The organism is Winogradskyella damuponensis, from assembly GCF_039538385.1.
Classification (GTDB): Bacteria; Bacteroidota; Bacteroidia; order Flavobacteriales; family Flavobacteriaceae; genus Winogradskyella; species Winogradskyella damuponensis.
In genome coordinates this window covers 198937-225719 of sequence record NZ_BAABCB010000007.1, presented here as the reverse complement: position 1 = coordinate 225719, position 26783 = coordinate 198937, and the positions used below count along the sequence as shown (strand labels likewise).

Here is a 26783-nt window from a genome sequence, read left to right as displayed (position 1 = left end):
AGATTTTTAATATTTAGATGTTTTTAGGGGCTTAAATTCCTAAAATCAATTTGGCTATTAAGAAGTAAATTAATATACCAAAAACATCATTACTTGTGGTAATAAATGGGCCTGTTGCAACAGCCGGATCAATACCTCTTTTGTCTAAAAAAATAGGAATAAATGTGCCAATAATAGCAGCCATAACAATTACAGCAATTAATGCAATACTTATGGTTATAGATACTATATATGGAGTTCCAAATATAAAATGTGTGATAAGAATGGCAACAAGTGAAATTGCGACACCATTGACCAAACCCAGTAAAAATTCTTTAAATAATCGTTTTAAGATTTTACCATCTATAGTACCATTAGCTATACCTTGAACTACAATAGCCGAAGATTGTACACCAACATTACCCGCAGTAGCTTGAATTAACGGCACAAAACTAAGCAATACAATAAAATTGCCCATATTGTCATTAAACTGTTCAATAATACTAGCAGCTCCAAGTCCGCCAAACATACCAATAAACAACCAAGGTAGTCGTGCTTTTGTTAATTTAAAAATGCTGTCATCTGCTTCTACATCTTGCGAAATACCAGCCGCTAATTGGTAATCTTTATCTGCTTCTTCTCTTATAACATCAATGATATCATCAATAGTAATTCTGCCTACTAAAGTTTGATTGTCATTAACAACAGGAATGGCTTCCAAATCATATTTTGCCATTACTTTGGCAACATCTTCTACATCGTCATTAACATGAACCCAGTCCACATTATCTTTAGCTATATCTGCTATTTTTTGGTCGCTTTTAGAAATGATTAAATCTTTTAAAGATAATCTGCCAATAAGTTTGTCTTGCTTATCTACTACGTAAACTGAGTGTACTCTTGTAACGTCTTTGGCTTGTCCTCTAATACGACGTAGGCAACCTGCAACAGTCCAAGTTTCGTAAACTTTTACTAATTCTTTAGCCATGAGTCCACCTGCAGTGTCTTCATCGTAGGCTAAAAGTTCTTGGATTTCCTCTCTGTGTTCGTCATCTTCTATTTGGGAGATAACTTCTGCTTGCCTTTCTTCAGGAAGCTCGGCAATCATATCTGCCGCATCATCGGTATCTAGTTCTTCAACCTCTTCGGCAATTTCTTTAGTAGAAAGATTTTTAAGTACTTTTTCTCTAATGTCCTCATCGAGTTCCATTAGAATTTCTGAAGTGGTTTCAGAATCTAGAAGTTTTATGACATAAACCGCGTCTTCTAAATCTAATTCATCTAGAATTTCGGCAATATCTGCATGGTGATACTCATTTAATAAAGCTTTTAAATCTTTGTCGTTTTGATCTTCAACAAGGATTTCTACCTTTTCAATAAGTTCATCTGTAAGCTGAAATTGTATGTTTTCTTGGATGTCTTCCACTTAATGCTTTCCTTCATTGCGAGGACAAAAGGCGTAACAATCTTTTTTTAATAGAGAGATAGATTGCTTCGCAATACTCGCAATTACAATTAATTTATATCATTTTGAATAAGCGAAGTCAGTTCAATAAACTGAGAAACACTTAATTGTTCTGGTCGCTGCCCAAATATAGTATTTGCTTTTAAATTATCCGACAGATTGAATGTTTTTAAACTGTTGCGTAATGTTTTTCTGCGTTGTTGAAAACCGGTTTTTACAACTCTAAAAAATAGTTTTTCGTCACAAGGTAACGTGTAATTTTCTTTTCGTTTTAATAATAATACTCCAGAATCTACCTTTGGTGGAGGATTAAAAACGGTTGGAGGAACTGTAAATAAATAGTCTGCATCGTAAAACGCTTGGGTTAACACTGATAAAATACCATAAACTTTTGAACCTTCTTTAGAGCAAATACGCAGTGCAACTTCTTTTTGAAACATACCTGAAAACTCAGGGATTTGATGCCTTAATTCTAAGGTCTTAAAGAGTATTTGAGAGGATATGTTGTATGGAAAGTTACCAATAATAGCAAAAGGTTTGTCTTTAAAAACAAGGTTTAAATCGTATTTTAAAAAATCTTTTTCAATAATTCTATCGGCAAGGTTTAAGTAATTGTTTTTTAGATAGTCTACAGATTCTGTGTCAATTTCAATAACATGTGTAGTGGTATCTTTTTTTAAAAGGTACTTCGTTAATACACCCATTCCTGGACCAATTTCTAAGACATCTTTATAACCTTCAAGAGATAGACTATCTGCAATGTCTTGTGCTATAGATTCATCTTCTAAGAAGTGTTGCCCTAGATGTTTTTTTGCTTTTACTTGGTGTTGATTTGCCACAAATACACGGATGTTTTTAATTAGTCGTTACGCAAAGATACACAGAGCTAGATAGAGATAAGCAGAATTACTTTAGAAACCTTAATTTATAGTTACCGAATATTCATCTACAACTTCTAATTCTGTTCTAAAAGATAGAACTTTTTCACCAAAACGTTGTAATCCATCTTGTTTTAAGCGTTCTGCATGTTCTGCATAATAAGAATTTAACGCTTCTCTAGAATGCGCTCTGTATTGTACCGAGTAGGTATCTGTTTCGGTATCTTCTACCAAAACTTTAGTGAGTTTGGCTTCTTTAAATAGTCCTGTAGCCAATACTTGTGGAATGTGTTCTTTTATCCACTCAAGCCATTCTTGATGGATGCTTTTATCTATGTTAAGGGTAACGTTATAAATAATCATATTTGGGTCATAAGAATTTGATGCAAAAGTATGAATTTTGAAGTAAACGGTTTTGCGGTTTTACAAAGTTGAAAAAGGCGCTAATGTAAATGTGTTATAACTTTAGCATAAATATCTATAAAGAGAAAAGAGGTCAACTTGAAGCTATTGGATATAATTGGTAATATACAAACTAAAGTCTGAACGATTAATTAATACTATCGCCACGTAACATTCTAAACTTGCGTCGTGCTTCTATAAAGTAAATACTGTCTTGGTATTCAAATATTATTTTTTCGTACAGTTGTTTGGCTTCTTCTGGGTTTGCTAATGGTGTATTATAGAGTTCTGCTAAATGGTAATGTGCATCATCAGCCAAAATACCGTCTCTATAATCCTTTATTATTTCTAAGTAATTAGCTTCGGCTTTAATATATTGTTTTTTCTTTTCGAAGAGTTTTGCTTGTTGGTAAAGTGTTTGATCGATAATACTTTCACCTTTGTGTTCTTCTAAAATTTTATCTAAAAGCGATATCGCCTCGTCTGTTTTATTCTGAAAAGCATACAAGTCTGCTTTAGCATATAATTTTAATGAAGTTTGTAAACTGTCTTCAAATTTGTTATCTGAAATTAATAGTTTTAAATCTAGAGCATCATTTGCAATTAATTGAGATGTTGATGATTTTAAGATTTTGAGCTGTGATTCTGCCCAATCAAAATCTCCTTTATAATAACTTGTTTTGGCAACCTTGAAGCGTGCCTCTTGCGCAATAGTGCTGTTTTTTAATTCGGTCTGAATCTGAGAATAAAAAATTAAGGCTTCATTAAACTTTTCTTGGAGCACTAAAATATCGGCCAATAACAATTTAATTTTAGCTTTTCTATAATAAGAAATGTTTAGTTCTAAGCTTTCTTTTAAGAAATTAGTAGCAGTTTCTGTGTCTTTAAGATTAAAGGCTAAGAATTTTCCATAGGCTAACTGTAGCGGAATCGTTAACTGAGACTTGCCAAACTCAAGAAACAGATTCTTATAAGTTTCATCAATAAGTTTTAAGGTTTTTTCGTCTGCAGTTTTAGTATCTATTTCTAAAATATATTGATGAGCAATTAAAGCAGTAGCTCTGTCTTGTGTGGTTTCTAATATGTAATTAAAAATTGATTTTGCAGTGTCATCATCATTATCTTTTCTAGCGGTTTCTGCCAATTCAATTATACGGTCTAAACTTTCTGGATTACGTTTGTAAAGTGCTTTTTCTTGAATAAAGGATTTGTTATAGGCTTTTTCTTGAATATATAACCAACTCAACATATCATACCAATAAGGTTTTGGTTCTTGTTGTATTTTTTTTAAAAGTAGTCGTCTTAAAAAAACATTGTTCTCATTGTCTTTATTTTCTGAAATAAAATCAGTGATGGCACGTTTTATATTGTTGAGGTTGTTGGGTTTAAAATTTACGTAATCTATATAATTAGCAAACATTTGTTCTATGTTACCTTGATCACCATAAATACGAGCCAATTGAATTGTGTAATTTCTATCTGGTGTTAAAATTTTTCCTTTCTCGTAAACTTTAATCGCTTGGTCTAAGAGTGAATAATCTTCAAATTTTTGTGCGATACTATAAATGTAGTTGGGTTTTTCATCTACAAAAGCAATAGCTTCATCATATAGTTTATTTGCTCTATTTAAACTGTCTATAAGTTGAAAATTGTAACCTAAAGCAACAAGCATAGTGGGATTTTGTCTTTTTGCTAGCCGTTGTACTATAATGTTTTCAGCGTCTTTATATTGCTCTAATTGCTGATGAATATCAATTAGTTTATAAATGTAGTTAGAGTTATATGGCTTTTCTTTAGCTAGGTTCTCGTAAATGATAAGTGCTTTTTTAAACTCTCCTTTCTTGTAATAACTTTCTGCTTGAGCTTCGTTGTTTTGAGCAAAGCCAGAATGCCATCCTAAAATAAAAAGCAAAATGAAAAATCGCTGTAGCATGTAACTGTTTTTGTTAAGATAACTTCAAATATAACAAATGCTAAACCTAGATGTTGTAAAAGTTAGTTAAAAACATTTCACAAAAAAAATGCCTAAACTAAAGTTTAGGCATTTACCAGCAAAATAAATGTGCTATTAACCATTATTTTTGTAAATATGATTCAATTATTCTGTCTTGGTTCTGTTTTATTATTTCTAAATGAAAATAGTTAAAACAAAACTTTGCTTACCATAACAATTAATGAAACAAGTAATACAATTCGTTTTAAGTTTTTCATAATTAGGTTATTCTGATTTGGAAGCACTAACTTCTGAAAAATATTCAAATAAAACGAAGAAATGCCTTAATAATCGATGAAATACATATTTGTTTAACAATTCGCATAAAATATGAATTAATTTATGGCGTTACGATATCATGTCAAATCCAGTGTAAGGCACTAAAACTTCTGGGATTTTAATACCATTTTCGGTTTGGCAGTTTTCTAAAATACCAGCCAAAATTCTAGGTAATGCTAAAGAGCTTCCGTTAAGTGTGTGGCATAATTCATTTTTACCATCGCTATTTTTAAAACGTAATTTTAAACGATTGGCTTGAAACGTTTCAAAATTAGAAACAGAAGATACTTCTAACCAACGGTCTTGTGCTGTTGAAAATACTTCAAAATCATAAGTTAGAGCAGAGGTAAATCCTAAATCTCCACCGCATAATCTTAGTATTCTGTATGGTAATTTTAAGTCTTGTAAAATTCCTTTTACATGATTTACCATGCTATCTAAAGCTTTGTAAGAATTATCAGGATGTTCAACTCTTAGAATTTCAACTTTATCAAATTGGTGTAAGCGATTTAGTCCTCTAACATGTGCACCATAACTTCCTGCTTCACGTCTAAAACAAGGTGTGTAACCTGTAATACTAATAGGTAAATCACTTTCGTTTAAAAGTGTGTCTCTAAAAATATTTGTTGCAGGTACTTCTGCAGTTGGAATTAAATATAAATTATCTAAAGTAACATGATACATCTGTCCTTCTTTATCTGGTAATTGTCCAGTTCCAAAGCCAGACGCTTCATTGACTAAATGTGGTACTTGGTATTCTGTATAACCAGCCTCAGTGTTTTTGTCTAAGAAATATGCAATAAGTGCACGTTGTAATCTAGCACCTTTACCAATGTAAACAGGAAAACCAGCACCTGTGATTTTGTTTCCTAATTCAAAATCAATGATGTTGTATTTTTTTGCTAATTCCCAATGTGGTAAAGCGCCGTCATGTAATTTTGGAATATCACCTTCTCTAAATGTTTCTTCATTGTCTTCGTCTGTATTTCCTGCAGGAACAATAGGGTTTGGGACATTAGGAATCTTATACAATAACTCTGCAAGGGCATTAGCTTTGTCGTTTAGCTCTTGTTCAAAGTTTTTAGTAGATTCTTTTAATTGCGTGGTCTTCTCTTTTAAAAGATTTGCTTTTTGAGTTTCTCCAGATTTGAACAAATTACCAATTTCTTTAGATAATGCGTTTGATTCTGCTTTTGTATTATCTAATGAGGTCTGAAGTGCTTTACGGTCTTCATCTAAAGCAATAGCTTCATTAATCATTTCGGTAGCATCAATATTTCGTTTTGCTAAACGAGCTATGATGTCTTCTTTATTCTCTTTAATAAAAGCAACTTGTAACATATCTTTTAATTTAGGTTTTTACCAATTGAGCTCAGTAAAAACAGGAAACAAAAGTAAAAATAAAATAAGCAGAAAAAAATATAAAGTGGTCAATTTTGACTGAGGATTTGGGTCTTGGTCGAGTTTCTGTTTTTTAGACACGAATTTCAACCTTTTCATTCTCAACTAAATCCTATTCAGAAGGTAATATCCAATCGTGATGCTTAAAATGGTGCCATTCTTCGTTTGCAATATCAACTTTAGGGTCTATGAGTTGTTTTGAGGGTTTGCCGTTTACACTTACATAAGATTTTACAAACACTTTAACAGGGATTCCTTGTTTAGCAAAATCTTGTTTAAGGTGTTGTGCAAATTGCCAAATAACATCGGGTTTACTACTTGCACCTCGTTGCTGCTTTTTGGTCAGATAATCATCTAGCTTTATAGGAATAGCTTTATTCGTATTGGCGTTAATTACAGAATAGGTTGTTCTGCCACTTTTTGCTCTGAGCATCATTCTCCAAGATAGGCGATGACCTTCTTCGGTCCATAACACATCGTCTTTAAAGAAATGATGTCTAAGAGGTAAAGCTATTTGAACCATAAAGTAAATTGAGAAAAACGAAACTAATATGGGTTTGTATTTTGGAACAATGATAGCATTAGCGTCATAAAAGGGCTTCTTCTTTAAGAAGATATTTTTTATGGTTTTAGGATCAAAAAAGAACAAGCTAAAGGCTAACGACATGTATGGGAAAATACCAATCTGAAAGACAATAGAGTTAAATAAATGAAAGAAAATAGATGCAAAAAATGCATATTTTCGAGTAGGCTTAAAGAGTAGCAGAGGAATAATTAAACCATCAAATAGAATGCCTCCGTAGGCCAAAATATAATGTACGGTGTTTTGCTGTAAAAGTTCACCAATAATAGGGTAATTGGCTTTGTTTCTCATTAGGATTTCAATAACAGAAGCATCTAGCCAATCTGAATAGAGTTTTGCTGCAGAAGCATAAGAATAAAGGATAAATAGTTGCAGGACAAAAATCCATTTACACCAACTAGGCATTGAAATACTTTTGAGCGATGGTTTTAATTTTACATCTAATGAAGCATAACGATTTGCGGGTAAAAACACCATTAAAAAACTCAATAGAACAAGTAGATAATAATGATTATTGTATGATGATTTTTGCATGAGGTAAGTGGCTGTCCACATTAATGCAAACATTACCATGCTAAATCGGTATTTGAAGCCTAGCATTATAAAGAGCCCAAAAACACCCATGACGAGGTAATAAAAGTACATCCAATTGCCAGGTAATGGTTGTAACCACTCGAAACCAATAAATGAAAATGTAAATTCAGGTTCTATTAAGGTGCGTTGTATCCAACCTGTAAAAATAGCTCCAACGGCTTCTAAAAAACATAATAATCCAAAAATGACTCTAAAAATAATGAGCCCTGAATTATCAATATGTTTAAATAAAAACTTATTCATTTAATGTTTTTATATAATCGGAAGCATCTATCATATCTTTTTTAAGTTGAATTTTTAAAGCCTCAAGATTTTCAAACTTTTCTTCACTTCTCAGGCGTTTTAGGAATTCAATTTTTAGTTTAGCATTGTAGATGTTCTCTTTAAAGTTGAAAAAATGAACCTCGATAGAACGTGTTTTGCCTTCAACTGTTGGATTAGAGCCAATATTCATCATTCCAAAAATAGTGTTACCTTCAAATTTAGATTGTACGATATAAACACCATCTCGAGGAATTAATTTGTAAGCCTCTTTAATATGAATATTTGCAGTAGGAAAATTAATAGTTCTTCCTAAGCCTTTTCCTTTAATTACAGTTCCTGTAATAAAATAATTATAACCCAAAAAAGAATTTGCTAATGCAACTTCTCCGTTGTTTAATGCTTTTCTAATTTTAGTAGAACTTACGGTTACATCTTTAATATCTTGTGCAGAAATTTCTTCGACTTTAAAACTGTAGAGTTGGGCAAATTCTTTTAAGTCTTTAATATTTGCATTTCGGTTTTTTCCAAAGTGATGGTCATAACCAATAACAATTTGTTTGGTGTTGAGTTCGTCTACCAAAATCTGTTTTACATAGTCTTTAGCAGAAAGGTTAGCAAATTCTTTAGTAAATTTTTTGACAATAACCTCTTTTATTCCATGTGCTTTTAATAAATCTATTCGTTCATCAATAGTGTTTAGTAATTTTATGGAAACATCTTTTTGAAGCACCATTCTAGGGTGCGGAAATAAGGTTAATACCACAGGAATATGACCACTGTCTTGAGCAAGTTTTACAACTTGTTTTAGTATTTTTTGATGTCCAATGTGTACACCGTCAAAGGTGCCAATGGTTGTTACTTTTGCTAAAATTGAAGTCAAGCGTTGTCTTTTATAAGTGTTCATTTTTAACAAATATTTGTAAAAAAAAACCTTAATTTCGAAGAATCTTAATTTTTATACAAACATTTATGAAAACAAAGCTACATTTTGTTTTGGCATTATCCTTATTTTTATCTGTATTTTCAGTAACAGCTCAGCAGAGTTATTGGAAAAAAACGAATAAAAATGAGCTGAATGCTAATGGAAGCAATTCAACTCTTAATCAAAAATTTTATCAGACATATCAATTAGATATAGAGACTTTTAAAGCGCAATTAATTAATGCTCCATTGCGTTCTGTTACAACAACGACATCTAATACTAAGGTTTACCTTCCTAATTTAGAAGGTGAATTAGAACAGTTTATGGTTGTTGAAACTCCTGTTTTATCCGAAGAATTATCTTTAGAGTATCCTAATATTAAAACATATTTAGGGTTTAGTACTAGAGTGCCAGGCGCAAGAGCACGTTTTAGTATTACTCCTCAAGGTTTGCAAAGTATGGTAACCTATCCAGATGCGCCAATGCATTTTTTAGTGCCATTGAGTAAAACAGATGCTACTTCGTATATTCTATATAATAGAGCTGCGCGGACTGAAAAGTTAAAAGAATTTGAATGTTTAACAGAAGATGTATTTATAGAAAACGATACTATTGAATATGCAGGTAGAGATGCTAATGATCAAATATTGAGAACTCTTAGAATTGCAATTTCAACAACGGGTGAATACACTAACTTTTGGGACGATGGCAATGCTGGTAATGGTGGTGCTCAAGACGATGCTTTGGCTCAGGTTGTTTCAACTTTAAATAGAGTTAATGAAATCTATGAAGTTGATATGGCTGTAACATTTGTTTTAGTTACAGGAAAAGAAATTATATATGCAAATGCTGGTTCAGACCCTTATACAGGTAGTTTAAATTCGCAATTACAAACCACATTGACCAATAATATAGGTGAAGCAAATTACGATATAGGTCATTTATTTACTTATGATGATAACAACGGAAATGCAGGTTGTATAGGTTGTGTTTGTGTAGATGGAGAAAAAGGAAGCGGTTTTTCTGCTCATGAATTTACAGACAATGATGGAGGACCATATATGTCAGATTTCTTTGATATTGATTACGTACCACATGAAATGGGGCACCAACTAGGGGCAAACCATACGTATTCAAACTTTTCTGAAAACACAGGTGTAAATGTAGAGCCAGGTAGTGGTACAACAATTATGGGTTATGCAGGTATTACAGGTAATAATGATGTGCAAGACCATTCAGATCCATATTTTCATTATGCCTCTATTACGCAAATATTAGATAATCTTAATGTAAGAACGTGTTGGACAAGTACTCCTATTACTAATAACCCTCCAGTATCAAATGCAGGATTAGATTATACTATACCTGTTGGAACTGCTTTTGTTTTAAAAGGAGCCGCTACAGATGCTGATGGAAGTGATGTTTTAACATATACATGGGAGCAAATTGACGATGGGACAACAAATTTTGGGAATTTTGGACCAAATAAAACCTCTGGTGCAGTTTGGAGATCGCGACCTCCAAGTACATCACCAGATCGTTATATGCCAATTATTGAACGTGTAATTTCTGGACAATTAACAGAAACAAATCCAGTAGTAACGGCAAATAATTCCTCTTGGGAAACGGTATCTAATGTTGGGAGAACTTTAAATTTTGCATTAACTATAAGAGATAGAAGTGAGGCTGATGGAGTTGGGCAAACGCCTCAAAGTGATTTTGATACGATGACTGTTACAGTTGAGGATGCTTCAGGGCCTTTTGTGGTAACGTCTCAAACTACTAATGAAATTTGGGATGCAGGATCTAGTCAAACTGTAACTTGGGATGTGGCTAATACAGACAGTGGTTCTGTTAATACACCTACGGTAAATATCTTATTGTCTACAGATGGCGGTTATACATTTCCATTTGTAATGGCTACTGCTGTGCCAAATGATGGATCACACGATGTTACTGTACCAATTACAGGTGGTGACTCAACAACTGTTAGAGTTAAAGTAGAAGGAAATAACAATATTTTCTACGCTATAAATCCTACAAACTTCACCATTCAAGAATCAGAATTTGTTCTTAATGTTGCTGAAAGTTCTGTAGATGTTTGTACGCCAGATAATGCTGTGTTTACCTTTACTTATAATACGTTTTTAGGGTTTTCTGACACCACTATTTTTAGTGCTTCGGATTTACCTGAAGGTGTAACTGCCACTTTTTCTCCATCTTCAGCAACTGCAGATGGTACAGAGGTTACAGTTACTATTAATGGTATTGGAGCTTTATCATCAGGGAATTATCCATTTAATTTGGTTGGTACCTCTGGTGCAATAACTAAAACTTCTGAAGTAGAATTTAATGTATATGACTCTAATTTATCTACTTTAAATTTATTAACTCCTTCTAATGGTGCTACTGACGTACCTGCAGATGCTGCTGTTTTTACTTGGGATGCAGATTCAAATGCTACAATGTATGACATTGATGTAGCTACAGATGCAGGATTTACTAATATTGTTGCAACATCAACAGTTGATAACCCAACATATACAGTTACGACTTTAAATGTTCTTACTTCTTATTTTTGGAGAGTGAGAAGTAGTAATGATTGTGGATTGGGGAATTACTCGCAATCTAGCTTTACGACGGCAAATATTTCATGTGCATCATATGATTCTGCAGATACACCGTTAAGTATTCCAGATTTTAATACTTCAGGTGTTAGTTCAATTATAAATGTACCAACACCATCAATAATCAGTGACATAAATGTAACTGTAAATGTAACTCATAATTGGGTAGGAGATGTTACTTTAAAGCTAATAGCTCCAAACGGAACAGAAATTCCATTGTCAACAAGTAATGGAGGTAATGGTAGTGATTATGTTGGAACTGTGTTTGACAATGAGGCAGGTGCATTAATAACTGCAGGTGTGGCTCCTTTTACAGGCGCTTTTCAGCCAGAAGGAGATTTATCAGCATTAAATGGAAGCCTTTCAGGTGGTGATTGGATTTTAAATGCGTCTGATACAGAATTTTTTATTGGAGGTAATTTAGAAAGTTGGTCTATTGAAATATGTGGTGTGATTCAAGCAGATGATGATAATGATGGTATACCTAATGATTCAGACAATTGTCCAATGACAGCAAACTCAGATCAAGCAGATTTAGATGGAGACGGTATAGGTGATGTTTGTGATGATGATATTGATGGTGATACAATTTTAAATGATAATGATAACTGTCCTTTATATGCTAATACAGATCAAGCTGATACAAATGAAAATGGAATAGGTGACGTATGTGATTTTGAATGTAGTATAACTTCAGCAACAGACACTCCAATTACTATATCTAATGTAGGTAATGTTGTATATACCTCTACAATTTCTATTGCTAATACTGGTTTGGTGTCTGATGTTAATGTCTTACTAAATATCTCACATTCTTATACTTCAGATTTAGATATATCAATAACTAGTCCGAGTGGAACAGTTGTAGAATTGTCTACAGATAATGGTGGTAGTGGTGATAATTATACAGATACTTTATTTGATGGAGAGGCTTCTGCATCAATCTCTAGTGCTTCAGCTCCATTTACGGGAAGCTTTTTACCAGAAGGTGATTTGTCAGCCATATATGGAGAATCTGCAGCGGGAGATTGGACGTTAGCCGTAGTTGATGATGCTGATGGGGATGGAGGATCAATAGAAGAGTTTACACTAGAATTGTGTGTGCTTCCTTTGTTATCTGTAAATGAAGTTGCATTTAATTCGGATTTAAATATCTATCCAAATCCTAATAACGGAACATTTAATATTACAATGCGTAATCCTATATCTAATAAAGTTGATATTGAGGTTTATGATATTAATGGTAGAAGAATTTTTGAAAAACGTTTTAACTCTACTCAAATAGTTGATGAACAAATAAATTTAAGTCAGATACAGTCTGGTATATATTTGGTAAAAGTTAAAGATGGAAATCATCAAATTATTAAGAAAATTGTAGTGAACTAACTTACAGAGTAGAAATTAGTATAAGCTGTCTGAAAATATAATTTTTCAGACAGCTTTTTTATTTTCCATTAAATTGATTCATTGTTGTATTTACACCAGCTAAGGCGAAAGATTTAATAAGTTCTGCGGAAATTTTTAAGCGCTCATCGAGTTTAGAATTTTCCTCTTCATTCCATTCGCCTAAAACGTAATCTACCTGCCTTCCTTTGCTAAATTCGTCACTAATACCAAATCTAAAACGGTTATACTTTACGGTTTGCAATTTGTCTTGTGTATCTTTTAAGCCGTTGTGTCCTCCGTCACTACCTTTTGTTTTAAGGCGTAGTGATCCAAAAGGCAGATTCAAATCATCTGTTACAACGAGTAGATTTTCTAAAGGTATTTTTTCTTTTTCTAACCAATATTTTATGGCCTTTCCGCTGAGATTCATAAATGTGCTAGGCTTTAAAAGAATTAAGGTTCTTCCTTTAATTTTTAAAGTTGCTACATCACCTAGTTTTACAGTTTCAAAGGACACTGCATTAGTTTCAGCTAAATGATCAAGAATTTTAAAGCCAATGTTGTGTCTGGTATGGGTATATTTTTCTCCAATGTTTCCTAAGCCAACAATTAAGAATTTTTTCATTATATCGTCTTCTGTAAGTTTAGCTTTATCGCTAAAACCAAACCATTTTTTTAAAAGTTTATACATAGAGTATTTCATCTTTGTGTAAAAATAAAAAAAGCATCCTATAAATAGAATGCTTTTTAAATATTTGAAAATTGTAATAATCTATTCTTTTACTGCAGCAACATCGTCAGTTTCAGTAGCTGGTACATCTCCTGCTTCATCATCGTCATCGTCATCAGCATCAACAACAGCTAATCTGCTTCGTCTTACTTGACAAACAACAGTATTGTCTGGGTGTAAGAATTTGTAATCTTCGTTTTCTAATTCAGTGATATAGAATTTACTTCCAATTTTTAATGGAGTAATATCGATTTCAATAAAATCTGGTAATTTAGAAGGGATAGCTTTTACTCTAAGTTTACGGTAAGGCATTCTTAAGTTACCACCATTCATTACACCTTTAGAAGATCCTATTGTTTTCACAGGGATTTCCATTGTAATCGCTTTGTTTTCGAAAATTTGATAGAAATCTACGTGTGTAATTCTGTCTGTTACAGGGTGAAATTGAATATCTTGCATTACTGCATTGTATTCTTCACCGTTATCTAAAGCAATCACAACTGTGTGTGCGTTAGGTGTGTATACAAGTTTTGAGAAAGCTAATTCTGGTGCTGAGAAATGCAAAGCTTTGTCTCCTCCGTATATAACGCAAGGAACCTGACCAGCATTACGTAAGGCCTTCGTTGCCTTTTTGCCTACGCTTTCTCTTTGAGATCCGTTAATTGTAATTGATTTCATTTTTAAAATGTTTGTTTATATAAAATTTAATTCCCTCATTTTGAGGGCTGCAAATTTAGGTATATTATATGAAAATACTAGTGTTAGTGGACTATTTTTTATAAGACCACTTTTTTTTGAAATTAAATAAGCATTTTTTCAGCCTTAAGTCTCGTCTGAAAAGGGCTTAAAATCTAGATTTACATTATAAATTTGTTACTAATAGATTCGTTATGGTGTACATGGTGCATAACTTCGGCAAATAAATCGGCGCAACTCAAGACTTTTAATTTTTTGCTTTCTTGTTTTAAAGGAATAGAATTGGTAACAATTAATTCTTCAAGTTTAGAAGCTTCAAGTCTTTCATAAGCAGAGCCTGATAAAATAGGGTGTGTACAAATAGCTCTTACACTTAAAGCACCACGTTCCATCATTAAATCTGCGGCTTTGGTTAATGTTCCAGCTGTATCTACCATGTCATCTACTAAAACAACATTTTTACCAGTAACATCTCCAATGAGTTCCATATGAGAAATAACATTTGCTTTTGCACGTTGTTTGTAACAGATAACAACATCGCTTTTTAATGCTTTAGAATAAGCATAGGCACGTTTTGAACCTCCCATATCTGGTGAAGCTATGGTCAGGTTGTCTAAGTTTAAGCTTTTTAAATATGGTAAAAATATGGTTGAAGCGAATAAATGATCTACAGGTTTTTCAAAGAATCCTTGAATTTGATCAGCATGTAAATCCATAGTGATAATTCGTGTTGCACCTGCCGCCTCTAACATTTTAGCCACTAATTTTGCAGCAATAGGAACTCTAGGTTTGTCTTTTCTATCTTGTCTTGCCCAACCAAAATATGGCATAACAGCAGTAACGTGTCTTGCCGAAGCACGCTTAGCAGCATCTATCATTAAAAGCATTTCCATTAAATTCTTTGGTCCTGGATGCGTAGATCCAATAATAAAAACACGTGTACCTCTAATAGATTCCTCGTAAGATGGTTGAAATTCGCCATCACTATAAGTAGATGTAATTACATTTCCTAGTTTAACACCGTAGGATTTTGCAATTTGTTCTGCAAGGTCAGTGCTTTGTGTACAAGCAAAAAATTTGGCTTCTTTGGTTTCGTATGACATTTGATATCAGTTATTTGGTTGGTGTTGTGTTGTGTTTTTTATTTGCTTCAAATTTAGAAAATTATTTTACTACAAAAAGGATAAAACCTACTAATTTTGATAGGTTGACAGAAATAATTTTCTATTTTTGCAGTCCAAAATTGCATTAGCAGTTTAGAAGTTACCAATTATTTTTAATCGCTCAAGTGGTGGAATTGGTAGACACGTTGGATTCAAAATCCAATGTCGCGAGACGTGCGGGTTCGATTCCCGCCTTGAGTACGCTAAAGCCTCCAACCTTTTACAGGTTGGAGGCTTTTTTTTGTTTGTAAACTTTGTTTTTTTGAGAATTAGTTAGTTTAATTCTTAATATACTGCCTAATTGTGCTTCTATTATAAGATTTAATGACGTTTTAATAAAGGCTTTTTTAACGTGATTAATCAGTTTTCTTAAGAGAATTATCCGTTTTATATGCAAAATTAACCCATTTCCTTTTTTAGTGTGAAAAATTATTTCTACTTTTGGTTTACCAGATTGGTTTACCAAAAGTGAAAAAGTATTAAATGAAGTGGAACTTAGCTTCGATATAAGTTGTTTCTAAAGTGTTTTTTTTGGTGTTTAGATAAGAATGTAGTTGTGGTAGATGATGAATAATGGGACGTTAATAATTAGATATTAATTTTTTTAATCTTTTCTAATAGGAAATTAAACTTAACCTGTAGGTGAATACAACAAAGGAAACTTAATAAGTTACACATTAAATATTAACCACAATTAAATTACATTATTATGAAAACAAATTTACTTTTTAGTTTTATTCTAGCTTTGGCTAGTAGTACAATGTTTGCTCAAGACCCTGTGGTTTTGAATTCCGATTTTGATAAAATACCTAAAATTTCTGGTAGTGATTGTTCTTGTTCGGGATGGATGAATAAATCATTAGGAGATCAAGCGGAATCTTCTGAAAATATTGATGATACACCAGGTAATGATGCCATTAAATTTGATAATTTTGAAGCCGATTTAATGTATCAAGAAATTGCAGTTTTAGCAAATACAGATTATAAATTAACGTATCGTTATAGAGTTAGTGGTGGTGAAGATGGAACAAGTGAATTAGAAATACGTGTTTTAAAAGGAACAGGTTATACAGACGGTTATGTTCCTACCTATTATGCTGCACCTGTAGAAGTGCCATCTGATGGGTTTGGGTATTCTGATATTACTGTGGTAGAAAATGTAGCAAATAATATAGCTACTATTGTAGAAGCTTATCCAGGTAATGATGATTATACGCTTGCTGAATTTACGTTTAATACAGGAGATGAAACAAGTATAGCAATTTTGGCGAGAGGTATAGGTAGACCAAATACCCCTAATGATGATAATGATTGTGATGATGCTCCAGAAGATATTACAAGATGTTATACTTGGTCTGCAGGTGATCAAGAAACGAGAATAGATTATGTAGCTTTAACTAATGAGTCACTTTCAGTAGGAGAATTCTCTGCTCAAGGGGTTAAAGTGTATCCTAATCCAGCAAAAGATTATATTAATATAGATTCAAATACATTAGAAGTGGCTTCTGTAGCGGTTTATGATATTTTAGGAAAGAACGTACTTTCTCAAAAAGGATTAAACAATAACCGTTTAGATGTTTCTATGTTAAATAACGGTGTTTATTTTTTACAAATTAATGCTAACGGAAATACGACAATTAAAAAGATAATTATTGAGTAGTCTAAGCTTTAATAAATATTAAAAAAGCCTTTTAAAAACAAAAGGCTTTTGTCTTTTTAAGAATATATGAAATAAAATAGTGCCATTTATGAAAAAAATAACATCCATTATTTGTCTATTAGTATTACTTACAGCTTGTAGTAAGCCTAAAATCACTAAGCTAATTAAGGTGTCTAATCTAGAGGAATTAAACGCTGCTATTAAAGATTGCAAAGCAGGAGATGAAATTGTTTTAGCTAATGGAGTTTGGAAAGATGTTGAAATTAAATTTTCAGGAAATGGTACAGAAGAAAACCCAATTATCTTAAAGGCAGAAACAGCAGGAGAGGTTTTTATTGAAGGTGTTTCCAGTTTAGAACTAAGCGGAAATCATTTAGAGGTTAGTGGATTGTTTTTTAGAAACGGTCATTCTCCTAAAACTAATGTAATTGCATTCAGAACTAGTGCAAAAGAAGTTGCAAATCATTCTAAAGTTACAAATTGTGTTATTCTAGATTTTAATAATTTAGAACGAGACCAAGATAATATTTGGGTGCAGTTTTACGGAAAGCAAAATGAATTAAGTAACTGTTATATTGCTGGTAAAACTAATGGCGGACCAACAGTTAGGGTAGATCTTAAAGGGAATCAAAGTATAAGAAACTATCATAACATTATAAACAATCATTTTGGGCCAAGACCTAGAAAAGGTGGTGCAAGAGGTGAAACCATTCAATTAGGAAGCAGTTTTACATCTATGAGTCCAAGTAATACAACAATTGCCAATAATTTATTTGAAGAATGTAATGGTGAAGTTGAAATTATATCAAGCAAAACTAACTTCAACATCATTAAAAATAATGTATTTTATAAAAGTGAAGGCTCTGTAGTAACACGTCATGGAAACTACGTTACTGTTGATGGTAATTATTTTATTGGTGATGGTGTAAACGACCAATATGGTGGAATAAGAATTATTAATACAGGGCATTGGATTACAAATAATCTTTTTTATAAAATAAAAGGAAAGAATTTTAGAAGTCCAATAGCAATTATGAACGGAATACCAAAGTCGCCATTAAATAGGTATAATCAGGTAACAGATGTGGTTGTTGCTTATAATACGTTTATAGATTCAGATTCGCCTTGGCAGTTTGGGGTGGGTACTAATATTTCGCAAGCTGATGTATTACCTAAATCAGAAATTCGTTCCGCTAGACCATTAAGAACAGAAGTTGTAAATAATGTTATCTATAATTCTGTTGGTGATGCCAATCCAATTATTGAGCACGATAAAGCTGATGGTGTAACTTTTGCAAGCAATATTATAGATAATAATGGAGTAGATTTTTCTAAAAGAGACGGATTAACTTCAAAAAAATTAACACTAACGCCTATAGGTTCAGATATTTCTGCTCCAGTTTCTGGTTTTAGTGATGTTGAGGTTTATAACGGTTTTGATTTTGAAACAATCACTGAAGATGTATTAGGAAATTCAAGAGATAAGTCAAATCAGGTGGGGGCGATTTTAGATGTAGAAAATATCAAGTTAGATATTTTGAATAAAGCCAATTACGGTGCAGATTGGTATTCAAATGAAGTAGAAATTAGAGACCCTAAAACGCATAGCGTATCAAATGCTTCAGAATTAGTGGCTAAACTTAAAGACGCAGAAAATGGGGATATTTTAGAATTAAATGCTGAAGTTTTTAAGATTTCAGAATCTTTAATTATTGATAAAACCATCACTATTCAATCTAAAGGTAGTACCGAAATAGTATACGAGGGAGCTGCAAATACACCTGCTTTTTCTTTAACCCCTTATGGGAAAATAACAGTTAAAAACATTAAGCTAATAGGTAACACTTCAAATTATGCATTTGCTAGTTTAAAAGAAAATATGTCTAATCATTTTGGTTTAGAAGTTATAGATTCTGAAATCAGCAATTTTAATTACGCGTTAAGAGTTTACAAACAAGCGTTTTCAGAACAGATCACTTTCAAAAACACTACAATTTCTGATTGTGAAAATGGTATCGAATTATCTGAAGAAACAAAGGACAGAGGAGATTATAACACAGAGTATTTAACCATTGATAACTGTACTTTTAATAACGTAAAACAAAATGTTGTTGATTATTATCGAGGTGGTTACGACGAGTCTACTATTGGAGGAAATCTTTTAATTACTAACAGTACCTTTACAAATAGTGGATCAGAAGAGAAAAACCAAAGATTGTTAAACCATAACGGAATTGTAAATGTGAATATTAATAATAATACCTTTAAAAACAATAAGGTGAAATTTGTTTCCATTCTTTGGGGAGCAAAAAACAATGTTGAGTCAAACAATACCCTTATCAATTCAGGGCAAATTAAGACAGAAGAAAACTTAGTTATGACGCTGATGTATTAATCTAACTGCTAAATTATTCTATACATGAAAAAAACACTATTCACCTTCGCTATACTTTTAACAATTGTATCGTGTAAAAACGAAACAACATCATCAGAAATAAAAGCTGAAGAAACAACTGAAATAGTAAAAAAATACCCAAGTGATGTTATTCCGTTTATGGATCAATGGAAGATTCTTTTAGGTGATGGTACTAGTGTTAAAGATTTAGTTGGCTATGATAAAAAGGATTTTTTCTATGTAGAAAACGAAAACAATAGGGATTGGGTAGTATATAAAACACCTAATTCAGGTATTACTTCTCGTACTTCAAGTAACACCAGAACAGAATTAGGGCAAAAAAAACATTGGGTGCCCGAAACTGGAGGTAAATTAACAGGAACATTAAAAGTGCAACATGTTTCAGTTTCAGGAGACGCTAGAGTTGCAGCATCATATTCTGTAGTTGTTGGTCAAATACATAGTGATGAAGGTCATGAAAATGAACCTTTAAAAATCTATTATAAAAAATTTCCAGAACACACAAAAGGTTCTGTTTTTTGGAATTATGAAATCAATACGGCAGGTGATAATTCTAAAAGATGGGATTACTCTACAGCAGTTTGGGGTTATGATATGTCGGTTGTTGGTACAAGTCCAGAGACCTATCCTGCAGAACCAATAGATGGAATTGCCTTAGGTGAAGAATTTAGTTATGAAGTAAATGTTTATAAAGGTATAATGTATTTAACCTTTACAAGTGAAAATCACGAAACCAAAACGTTTACTAAAAATTTATTAAAATCAGATTTTACAACAAAAGAAGCTATTCCTCAACAAATTTGGACTTTATATGCCTCTATAGGTCGTGATGGAGTAGAGCGTGAAAATGCTTATGCTGGAGAAATAAATTATTTTAAACAAGGAGCATATAATCAAACCAACGGTAAAAAGCCTGAGGATAATATGGTTTGGAGCACAGGAGCCGAAATTTATAATGGAGATATAGCAAAGCAATACGAAAATGGATGCTATGCTGAAGTTTGGTTTAAAGAAGCAACAGTAGGAGAAGGAACTTCGCCTAATAAATAGTCGTTGGCTTTAAGCACTAAGATTGTCGTTTTTATTTGGTGTAATTATAGGTTTTTTGAGCCTTTCTAATTACATGTTCTAAAATCAAATTAAGAATAAGAGAGCAATTTAATATAGTTTTGTGTTAATTGTTAATACATTTTTTTGGTTAACCTCAAAAAACTCGTATATTGGTAAACCAATTTGGTAAACCAATTTTGTATGAAAAATCATCTTATTTTCTCTTTTCTTGCAATCGTTTTTTTGTTTTCTAATTTCTCTTGTAAAGAAGAACGTAGTTCTGTTTCTGAAAGCAATATTGCTAACCAAAACGGAAGTCACCCAAACTTAATACTCACCCAAAATAGTGTTTCTAAAATAAAATCGCAATTAGGAAATGTTCCTGTTTTTGACGCTACTTTAGCTGCTGTAAAACAAGACGTGGATTTGGCGATAAAAGCAGGTATAGATGTGCCAATTCCTAAAGATATGGCAGGAGGTTACACGCATACTCAGCATACTTTAAACTATAAAAATATGCAAAAAGCTGGTGTTTTATTTCAGCTTTTAGAAGATGAAAAATATGCTATTTATGTAAGAGATATGTTGTTAGAATATGCAAAATTATATCCAACCTTAAATCGGCACCCTCAAGAACGTTCTTATGCGAGAGGCAAATTTTTCTGGCAATGTCTCAACGATTCAAATTGGTTAACATACACAAGTCAAGCCTACGATTGTATTTACGATTGGTTGCCAAAAGAACAGAGCGACTATTTAAATAAAAGCTTTTTTAGACCATATGCAGATTTCTTATCTATAGAAACTCCAAAATATTTTAACCGTATTCATAACCATAGTACTTGGGGAAATGTTTCAGTTGGTATGATTGGTTTAGTTATGGATGATGACGAATTAGTAAATCGGGCATTATATGGACTTAAAAACATAGATATAGACAATAATGCTTTAGATAATGATGGTGGTTATATTTATGATAAAGACGGAAAAGCAGGTTTTTTATCAAACTTAGATAGCCCTTTTTCTCCTGATGGGTTTTATACAGAAGGCCCTTATTATCAACGTTATGCTATGTATCCATTTATGATATTTGCCGAAGCACTCCAAAATAAAAAGCCAGAATTAAAGATTTTTGAATATAAAGATGGTGTGCTTTTAAAAGCTGTAGATGCCCTTCTAAATTTAACGGATGCAAATGGTGAATTTTTCCCTTTAAATGATGGTCAGAAAGGAATGTCTTACTTCACCTCTTCGTTGGTGTCAGTTGTAGATATTGCCTATCACTACGGAAATCAAAAACCAGAATTACTCTCTGTAGCAAAAGCTCAAAATGCAGTGCAGTTAAATGCGGCTGGTTTAGATGTTGCTATAGGTTTACGGGATGGTAAGGAAAAACCATTCATTAAAAAATCTATGGAATTAACAGATGGAGCCAAAGGAGATGAAGGAGCTGTAGGAATATTAAGGTATAACGATGATAATAATACCGTAGGATTAGTAATGAAATATACAGGGCAAGGCTTAAGTCATGGACATTACGATAAATTATCGTTTTCACTATATGAGGACGGAGAGGAAGTTATACAAGATTACGGTTTGTCTCGTTTTGTGAACGTAGAGCAAAAAAACGGTGGTGGCTATTTAAAGGAAAATAAAACCTTTGCAAAGCATACTATTGCTCATAATACTGTCACTCAAAATGAAACCTCACACTTTAATTATGATTTTGCAGTAGGAAGTAATAATCATTCTGAAAAATATTTATTCGATGCTTCAAATCCGAATGTTCAAATTATGAGTGCCAAAGAAACCAATGCTTATCCAGGTACTAATTTTCATCGTACGATGTTGTTAATTAAAGATGCAGAACACAAAAAACCATATGTCCTAGATCTTTTTAAAATAAGTTCAGAAAAAGAAAACCAATATGACTTTCCGTATTATTATTTTGGGCAAATAATTTCAACAAGTTTTGACTATAAGGCTGAAAAAAACTTGGCGGAATTAAGTGATAAAAATGGCTATCAGCACTTATGGAAAGAAGCTCAAGGGAAAGCGGAAGCAGATCATATTCAGTTTACATGGCTAAATAATAGAACCTTTTACAGCATAACATCTGCAACTTCAAATAATGATGACATTATTTTAGCCAGAATTGGTGCTAACGACCCTAAGTTTAATTTACGAAGAGATCCCGCAATAATTATTAGCAAGAAAAATACGAAATCAACGGTGTTTGCTTCCATTATAGAATCGCATGGCGATTACGATCCTGTAGCCGAAAAAGCCAACATGGCATATAGTCAATTTAAAGCTATAAAAGTTGTAGTAGATAATAAAGCGTATACGGCTTTAGAATTGGAATTTAAATCAGGCGTTTCTAGAGTTTTTATACTATCAAATGGTAATGCCGCTAAAGACGCCAAACACACATTAAAAATTAACGGTAAGAATTATGAGTGGTCAGGTTCTTATTATTTTAAATAAAACATACAAAACAATAAAAATTATGAAAAGATTTAGCGAAAAGTACATTGTTACAAAAGACATGGAATGGGAAAAACTTGGAGGAGGAGTATCTAGAAAGTTCTTAGGATATGATAACCAAATTATGATGGTAAGAGTAAAATTTGACAAAGGAGCATTAGGTGCGCCACACCAACATTTTCATACGCAAGCAACCTACTGTGTTTCTGGTAAATTTGAATTTGAAATTGATGGAGAAAAACAAATTGTAGAAGCAGGAGATGGTGTATATATTGAGCCTAACTTACTACATAGCGCAGTTTGCCTAGAAGAAGGAGAACTAATTGATACTTTTAGTCCAGTAAGAGAAGATTTTTTAAGTGGTGGTGAGGTGTCTTATTTTGGAGACAAATAACTACAAAAAAACTGCCAGACGTGTTCTATGGGCTTTATAGAGTGGTAATGGGTTTTAGCTTTTAAATATAATGTTTGCTATTTTAACCTAAACATTTGCTTAATTAACATATAAATTTCACGAAAACGTTGTATTTAACAAAATTTTGTATATATTTGGTTTGCCAATCTGGTTAACCAATTTGGTTTTCCAGCAAATAACATAGAATTTGTTGCCATTTTTAATGTGTTAAGCAAGTAACTGAAGTTATAAAACAAGCTAATAAATAAACAATCTAATTTTAAACAATGAATTATGAATTTAAAAGTTAAACTCATTACAATTGTTGCACTGTTTTTTAGTGTAATGATTTTTGCTCAGGATAGCTATATCCTCAAGGGTACAGTGACATCTGGGGCAGATAATATGCCTATTCCTGGAGCTAATATTATTGTTGTCGGTACTACGAAAGGAGCATCGACCGATTTTGATGGGAATTATCAATTAGAAGTTAAAAGTGGAGATGTTATACAATTTTCATACATAGGATATGTAACTCAAACCGTAATTATTGAGGCCCAAAAAACACTTAATGTAAAATTAGCAGAAGACACAAATACGTTAGATGAGGTTGTTGTTGTTGGATATGGTACACAAAAGAAAAGCCATTTAACAGGTTCTGTATCAAAAGTAAAGAACGAAAATTTAGATCAAATAGCAGTAGCTAGAGTTGATGATGCTTTAATAGGCCAAGTGTCTGGTGTTAATATTCAAGCGACTTCAGCAGAAGCTGGTGCGGCACCAACAATCACGATTAGAGGTTTTGGATCTATTGCTGCCGATTCAGGACCTGCTGTAGTAGTAGATGGAATCGTTGTGAGTTCTGATTTTCTTGGGTCTTTAAATATGAATGATGTAGAATCTTTTGAAGTATTAAAAGATGCAGCATCTGCAGCTATTTATGGTAGTGAAGGAGCTAACGGTGTAATTTTAATTACTACAAAGAGTGGTAAGGAAGGAAAAACAAAATTTAGTTACGATACGTACACAGGATGGAAAGAAGCATTTGAAAGTGACGATTATAAGAAGAGTGTTTCAGGTTGGGCAGCTCAAGAATTGGCTGCAACAGGAGAGCTTTCTAATACGACACAATATGCACAATTATTAGTGTCAACACTTGGTGTTGATAGAGATTGGCAAGAAGTATTTTTTGATGGAGGTGTTATTACAAGTCATTCTTTTTCTGCAAGAGGAGGTACTAAGGATACTAAATTTAGTGCGTCTCTTAGTTTTCTTGAAGATGAAGGTGTTGTTATAACAGATAACTATAAGTTATTTACAGGAAGGTTAAAGATGGATACCAAATTGACCAAAAATCTTAAATTTGGAATTAATGCCACTCCTTCGTATTCAAAAAGAAGAGCTTTACCAACTTCTATTCACAACCCTTTAAGACAATCTCCTTGGTTGCCAATATATCATACAGAAGAGTCGCTTCAGTTTGTAAATCAAGACGATCCAAATGATAACTATTACTTCCCAGATGTTAAAGTAGGAGATTATTTTGAGGAAGATCACTTAAGAAACTTAGATGTGAATGGAGATGGTAGTCGTTCTAGACCACGTACTACAGGAGATTCAAATGCATACGCTCAATATGTAGAAAGAGAGCATTATGAGTACAATACCAAATTATTAGGTTCTACATATTTACAATATGAAATTTTAGATGGTCTTAAGGCAAAAACATCATTAGGTGTTACATTAGATTTTCGTAAAAGAACAAGATGGGACGGTACAAAACACCACGGAGATGGTGCAAGTAGAGCTGGTTATAGTTTACAAAACAGAGATAGAACTAGAGTTATTTCAGACAATACATTAAATTACAGCAAAGCAATAGGAAATCATGAATTCGATGTTTTGGCAGGTTTTTCTGTACAATCTAGAACAACAGATCAAAGTCAAATAGAAGGTAGTGGATATTCTAATGATTTACTTAAAAACTTAGAAGGAGCAACTTTATATTCTGAAATTGAAGAAATAAGTCTTGTAAGAAGAAAGATCGGTTATTTTGCAAGAGTTAACTATGCTTACGCTGATAAATATTTACTATCGGCTTCGTTTAGACGAGATGGAAGTTCTGTTTTTGGAGTAGATTCAAAATGGGGTAATTTCCCAGCAGTATCTGTTGGTTGGAATATATCTAAAGAGAATTTCTTAAGAGATAGTGATTTCTTAAGTAACTTAAAACTTAGATTTAGTTACGGTCTTACCGGAAGTGAGAATTTTGATACAGGTAATGATATTACAGATGTATGGCCTTACTTGGCATTGTTAGATAATAATAATGCTATTACAGAAGGTGGAGTTACTGCAGGTGTATCTGCGCTAAATATAGCAAATGCATTATTACAATGGGAAGCTTCAGAAGAACTTAATCCAGGAATAGATTTTGCCTTTTTAAATAATAGAATATCTGGATCAGTAGATTATTACAAAAGAACAAGTGATAAATTATTATTAGAAAACCCTGTTTCTTATGCAACAGGATTTAATTCTGGAATTGTAAACTTAGGTGAAGTACAAAATAGTGGATGGGAGTTTGAATTAAGAACTAAAAACATCTCTAAAGAGAATTTTTCTTGGGGTACTACTATCATAGCATCTACTAACAAAAACGAATTACTAAGTTTGGGGGATTCAGATGGGGCATTATTAGAAGATACTTTTAGTAGAAATTCACAATGGATTAACTCTGTAGGAAACCCAATATCTTCATTTTATGGTTATGTTGTAGATGAAGAATTAGCTTATGAGTATTATGATTCTCCTTGGATTCCTATTAATGGTGCATCAGAAGATGTTATTGTTAAGGATTTAAATGGTGATGGTTTAATTACAGATGAAGATAAGACCATATTAGGAGATCCATATCCAGAGATTGTATGGAGTGTATCTAATGAATTTAGAATATTTGATTTTGATTTTTCTTTTATGATTCAAGGAAGTCAAGGTGCTGAAGTAAAAAACATAGGTGATCAATACTTTGGGACATTTTGGCAAGGTGCTACTACAAGTCCACAAGCAGTTGTTGACGCAGGTATTATACCTCACACTTCTTTCTTACAGCAAAGAGTTCATACAGACGATGTCATTTCAAGTGCAGGCTATTTTTCTTTGAGAAATATAAATATTGGCTATACGTTACCAGAGACTGTAACATCTAGATTAGGTATAGAAAAATTAAGAGTATATGCTACTGCTCAGAATATACTTTATATTACTTCTGATGACTATAAAGGTTTTAACCCTGAGTTTGTAGATGATGATAATCCTAGGGCTTATGGAGCTCAAAGAGGAGGTACGCCAATATTTAAAACCATGTCACTTGGTTTGAACGTTAATTTTTAATTAAAAGTAAAACACACCAAA

17 protein-coding genes and 1 tRNA gene are annotated in these 26783 nt (G+C 32.6%); 8 read left to right on the top strand and 10 right to left on the bottom strand.

The annotated features are described in order from the left end of the window. Positions 1-31: 31 nt before the first annotated feature. From mgtE to ABD730_RS05105, 7 genes are all read right to left on the bottom strand, one after another. Complete coding sequence (gene mgtE, locus ABD730_RS05135) at positions 32-1405, bottom strand: magnesium transporter (RefSeq protein ID WP_334468198.1); 1374 nt, start codon at positions 1403-1405, stop codon at positions 32-34. Between the two features lie 89 nt (positions 1406-1494). Continuing rightward, the gene (gene rsmA, locus ABD730_RS05130) at positions 1495-2283 is read right to left on the bottom strand and encodes a 16S rRNA (adenine(1518)-N(6)/adenine(1519)-N(6))-dimethyltransferase RsmA (protein WP_344713028.1); all 789 of its coding nucleotides are present in this window, start codon (positions 2281-2283) and stop codon (positions 1495-1497) included. A gap of 81 nt (positions 2284-2364) precedes the next feature. Further along, positions 2365-2685, bottom strand: a complete 321-nt coding sequence (locus ABD730_RS05125; RefSeq protein WP_215928107.1) for a DUF4286 family protein — start codon at positions 2683-2685, stop codon at positions 2365-2367. 187 nt (positions 2686-2872) lie between these two features. Beyond that, complete coding sequence (locus tag ABD730_RS05120; protein ID WP_344713026.1) at positions 2873-4657, bottom strand: tetratricopeptide repeat protein; 1785 nt, start codon at positions 4655-4657, stop codon at positions 2873-2875. A 408-nt stretch (positions 4658-5065) separates the two neighbouring features. Next, positions 5066-6337, bottom strand: a complete 1272-nt coding sequence (gene serS / locus ABD730_RS05115) for a serine--tRNA ligase (RefSeq protein ID WP_344713024.1) — start codon at positions 6335-6337, stop codon at positions 5066-5068. Positions 6338-6509: 172 nt separating this feature from the next. Next, positions 6510-7817, bottom strand: a complete 1308-nt coding sequence (locus ABD730_RS05110) for an HTTM domain-containing protein (RefSeq protein WP_344713022.1) — start codon at positions 7815-7817, stop codon at positions 6510-6512. After that, positions 7810-8742, bottom strand: a complete 933-nt coding sequence (locus tag ABD730_RS05105; RefSeq protein ID WP_344713020.1) for a bifunctional riboflavin kinase/FAD synthetase — start codon at positions 8740-8742, stop codon at positions 7810-7812. Before ABD730_RS05105 ends, ABD730_RS05110 begins: the two co-directional genes overlap by 8 nt. 65 nt (positions 8743-8807) lie before the next feature. Between ABD730_RS05105 and ABD730_RS05100 the strand changes: the two genes are divergently transcribed. Then, positions 8808-12773 carry a reprolysin-like metallopeptidase gene (locus tag ABD730_RS05100; RefSeq protein ID WP_344713018.1) on the top strand — a complete coding sequence of 1322 codons (3966 nt, stop codon included), beginning with the start codon at positions 8808-8810 and terminating at the stop codon, positions 12771-12773. 58 nt (positions 12774-12831) lie between these two features. Here the strand turns inward: ABD730_RS05100 and pth are convergent, their stop codons facing one another. The 3 genes from pth to ABD730_RS05085 form a co-directional block, all read right to left on the bottom strand. Further along, positions 12832-13464, bottom strand: coding sequence for an aminoacyl-tRNA hydrolase (gene pth, locus ABD730_RS05095; protein WP_215928097.1), 633 nt, complete (start codon positions 13462-13464; stop codon positions 12832-12834). Between the two features lie 81 nt (positions 13465-13545). Further along, entirely contained in the window at positions 13546-14181 is a 636-nt protein-coding gene (locus ABD730_RS05090) for a 50S ribosomal protein L25/general stress protein Ctc (RefSeq protein ID WP_334468179.1), read from the bottom strand. 179 nt (positions 14182-14360) lie between these two features. Next, positions 14361-15302 (bottom strand): ribose-phosphate pyrophosphokinase, encoded by a 942-nt coding sequence (locus ABD730_RS05085; protein WP_215928094.1) that lies wholly within the window; start codon positions 15300-15302, stop codon positions 14361-14363. A 179-nt stretch (positions 15303-15481) separates the two neighbouring features. Between ABD730_RS05085 and ABD730_RS05080 the strand changes: the two genes are divergently transcribed. The 7 genes from ABD730_RS05080 (at position 15482) to ABD730_RS05050 (ending at position 26762) form a co-directional block, all read left to right on the top strand. Beyond that, positions 15482-15563: transfer RNA gene (locus ABD730_RS05080), tRNA-Leu, on the top strand. Between the two features lie 508 nt (positions 15564-16071). Further along, positions 16072-17022, top strand: coding sequence for a T9SS type A sorting domain-containing protein (locus ABD730_RS05075; RefSeq protein WP_334468146.1), 951 nt, complete (start codon positions 16072-16074; stop codon positions 17020-17022). Between the two features lie 88 nt (positions 17023-17110). Next, entirely contained in the window at positions 17111-19417 is a 2307-nt protein-coding gene (locus tag ABD730_RS05070; RefSeq protein WP_344713014.1) for a chondroitinase-B domain-containing protein, read from the top strand. Positions 19418-19441: 24 nt separating this feature from the next. Further along, positions 19442-20488: a polysaccharide lyase family 7 protein gene (locus tag ABD730_RS05065; protein ID WP_344713012.1), complete on the top strand. Its 1047-nt coding sequence runs from the start codon at positions 19442-19444 to the stop codon at positions 20486-20488. A 201-nt stretch (positions 20489-20689) separates the two neighbouring features. Beyond that, complete coding sequence (locus ABD730_RS05060) at positions 20690-22975, top strand: heparinase II/III domain-containing protein (protein ID WP_344713010.1); 2286 nt, start codon at positions 20690-20692, stop codon at positions 22973-22975. A 22-nt stretch (positions 22976-22997) separates the two neighbouring features. Next, on the top strand, positions 22998-23369 hold the full coding sequence (locus ABD730_RS05055; RefSeq protein ID WP_215928087.1) for a cupin domain-containing protein: 372 nt from the start codon (positions 22998-23000) through the stop codon (positions 23367-23369). A gap of 294 nt (positions 23370-23663) precedes the next feature. Continuing rightward, a complete protein-coding gene (locus ABD730_RS05050) occupies positions 23664-26762 on the top strand; it encodes a SusC/RagA family TonB-linked outer membrane protein (protein ID WP_344713008.1) in 3099 nt (1032 codons plus the stop codon). Positions 26763-26783 lie beyond the last annotated feature (21 nt).

Excerpts from the sequence above, each read along its gene's own strand:
- pth (WP_215928097.1), bottom strand. The coding sequence starts at position 13,464 with ATGTATAAACTTTTAAAAAAATGGTTTGGTTTTAGCGATAAAGCTAAA.
- ABD730_RS05075 (WP_334468146.1), top strand. The coding sequence starts at position 16,072 with ATGAAAACAAATTTACTTTTTAGTTTTATTCTAGCTTTGGCTAGTAGT.
- ABD730_RS05125 (WP_215928107.1), bottom strand. The coding sequence starts at position 2,685 with ATGATTATTTATAACGTTACCCTTAACATAGATAAAAGCATCCATCAA.
- ABD730_RS05110 (WP_344713022.1), bottom strand. The coding sequence starts at position 7,817 with ATGAATAAGTTTTTATTTAAACATATTGATAATTCAGGGCTCATTATT.
- ABD730_RS05120 (WP_344713026.1), bottom strand. The coding sequence starts at position 4,657 with ATGCTACAGCGATTTTTCATTTTGCTTTTTATTTTAGGATGGCATTCT.
- ABD730_RS05050 (WP_344713008.1), top strand. The coding sequence starts at position 23,664 with ATGAATTTAAAAGTTAAACTCATTACAATTGTTGCACTGTTTTTTAGT.
- serS (WP_344713024.1), bottom strand. The coding sequence starts at position 6,337 with ATGTTACAAGTTGCTTTTATTAAAGAGAATAAAGAAGACATCATAGCT.
- ABD730_RS05070 (WP_344713014.1), top strand. The coding sequence starts at position 17,111 with ATGAAAAAAATAACATCCATTATTTGTCTATTAGTATTACTTACAGCT.
- ABD730_RS05085 (WP_215928094.1), bottom strand. The coding sequence starts at position 15,302 with ATGTCATACGAAACCAAAGAAGCCAAATTTTTTGCTTGTACACAAAGC.
- ABD730_RS05065 (WP_344713012.1), top strand. The coding sequence starts at position 19,442 with ATGAAAAAAACACTATTCACCTTCGCTATACTTTTAACAATTGTATCG.
- ABD730_RS05100 (WP_344713018.1), top strand. The coding sequence starts at position 8,808 with ATGAAAACAAAGCTACATTTTGTTTTGGCATTATCCTTATTTTTATCT.
- ABD730_RS05060 (WP_344713010.1), top strand. The coding sequence starts at position 20,690 with ATGAAAAATCATCTTATTTTCTCTTTTCTTGCAATCGTTTTTTTGTTT.
- ABD730_RS05055 (WP_215928087.1), top strand. The coding sequence starts at position 22,998 with ATGAAAAGATTTAGCGAAAAGTACATTGTTACAAAAGACATGGAATGG.
- ABD730_RS05105 (WP_344713020.1), bottom strand. The coding sequence starts at position 8,742 with ATGAACACTTATAAAAGACAACGCTTGACTTCAATTTTAGCAAAAGTA.
- ABD730_RS05090 (WP_334468179.1), bottom strand. The coding sequence starts at position 14,181 with ATGAAATCAATTACAATTAACGGATCTCAAAGAGAAAGCGTAGGCAAA.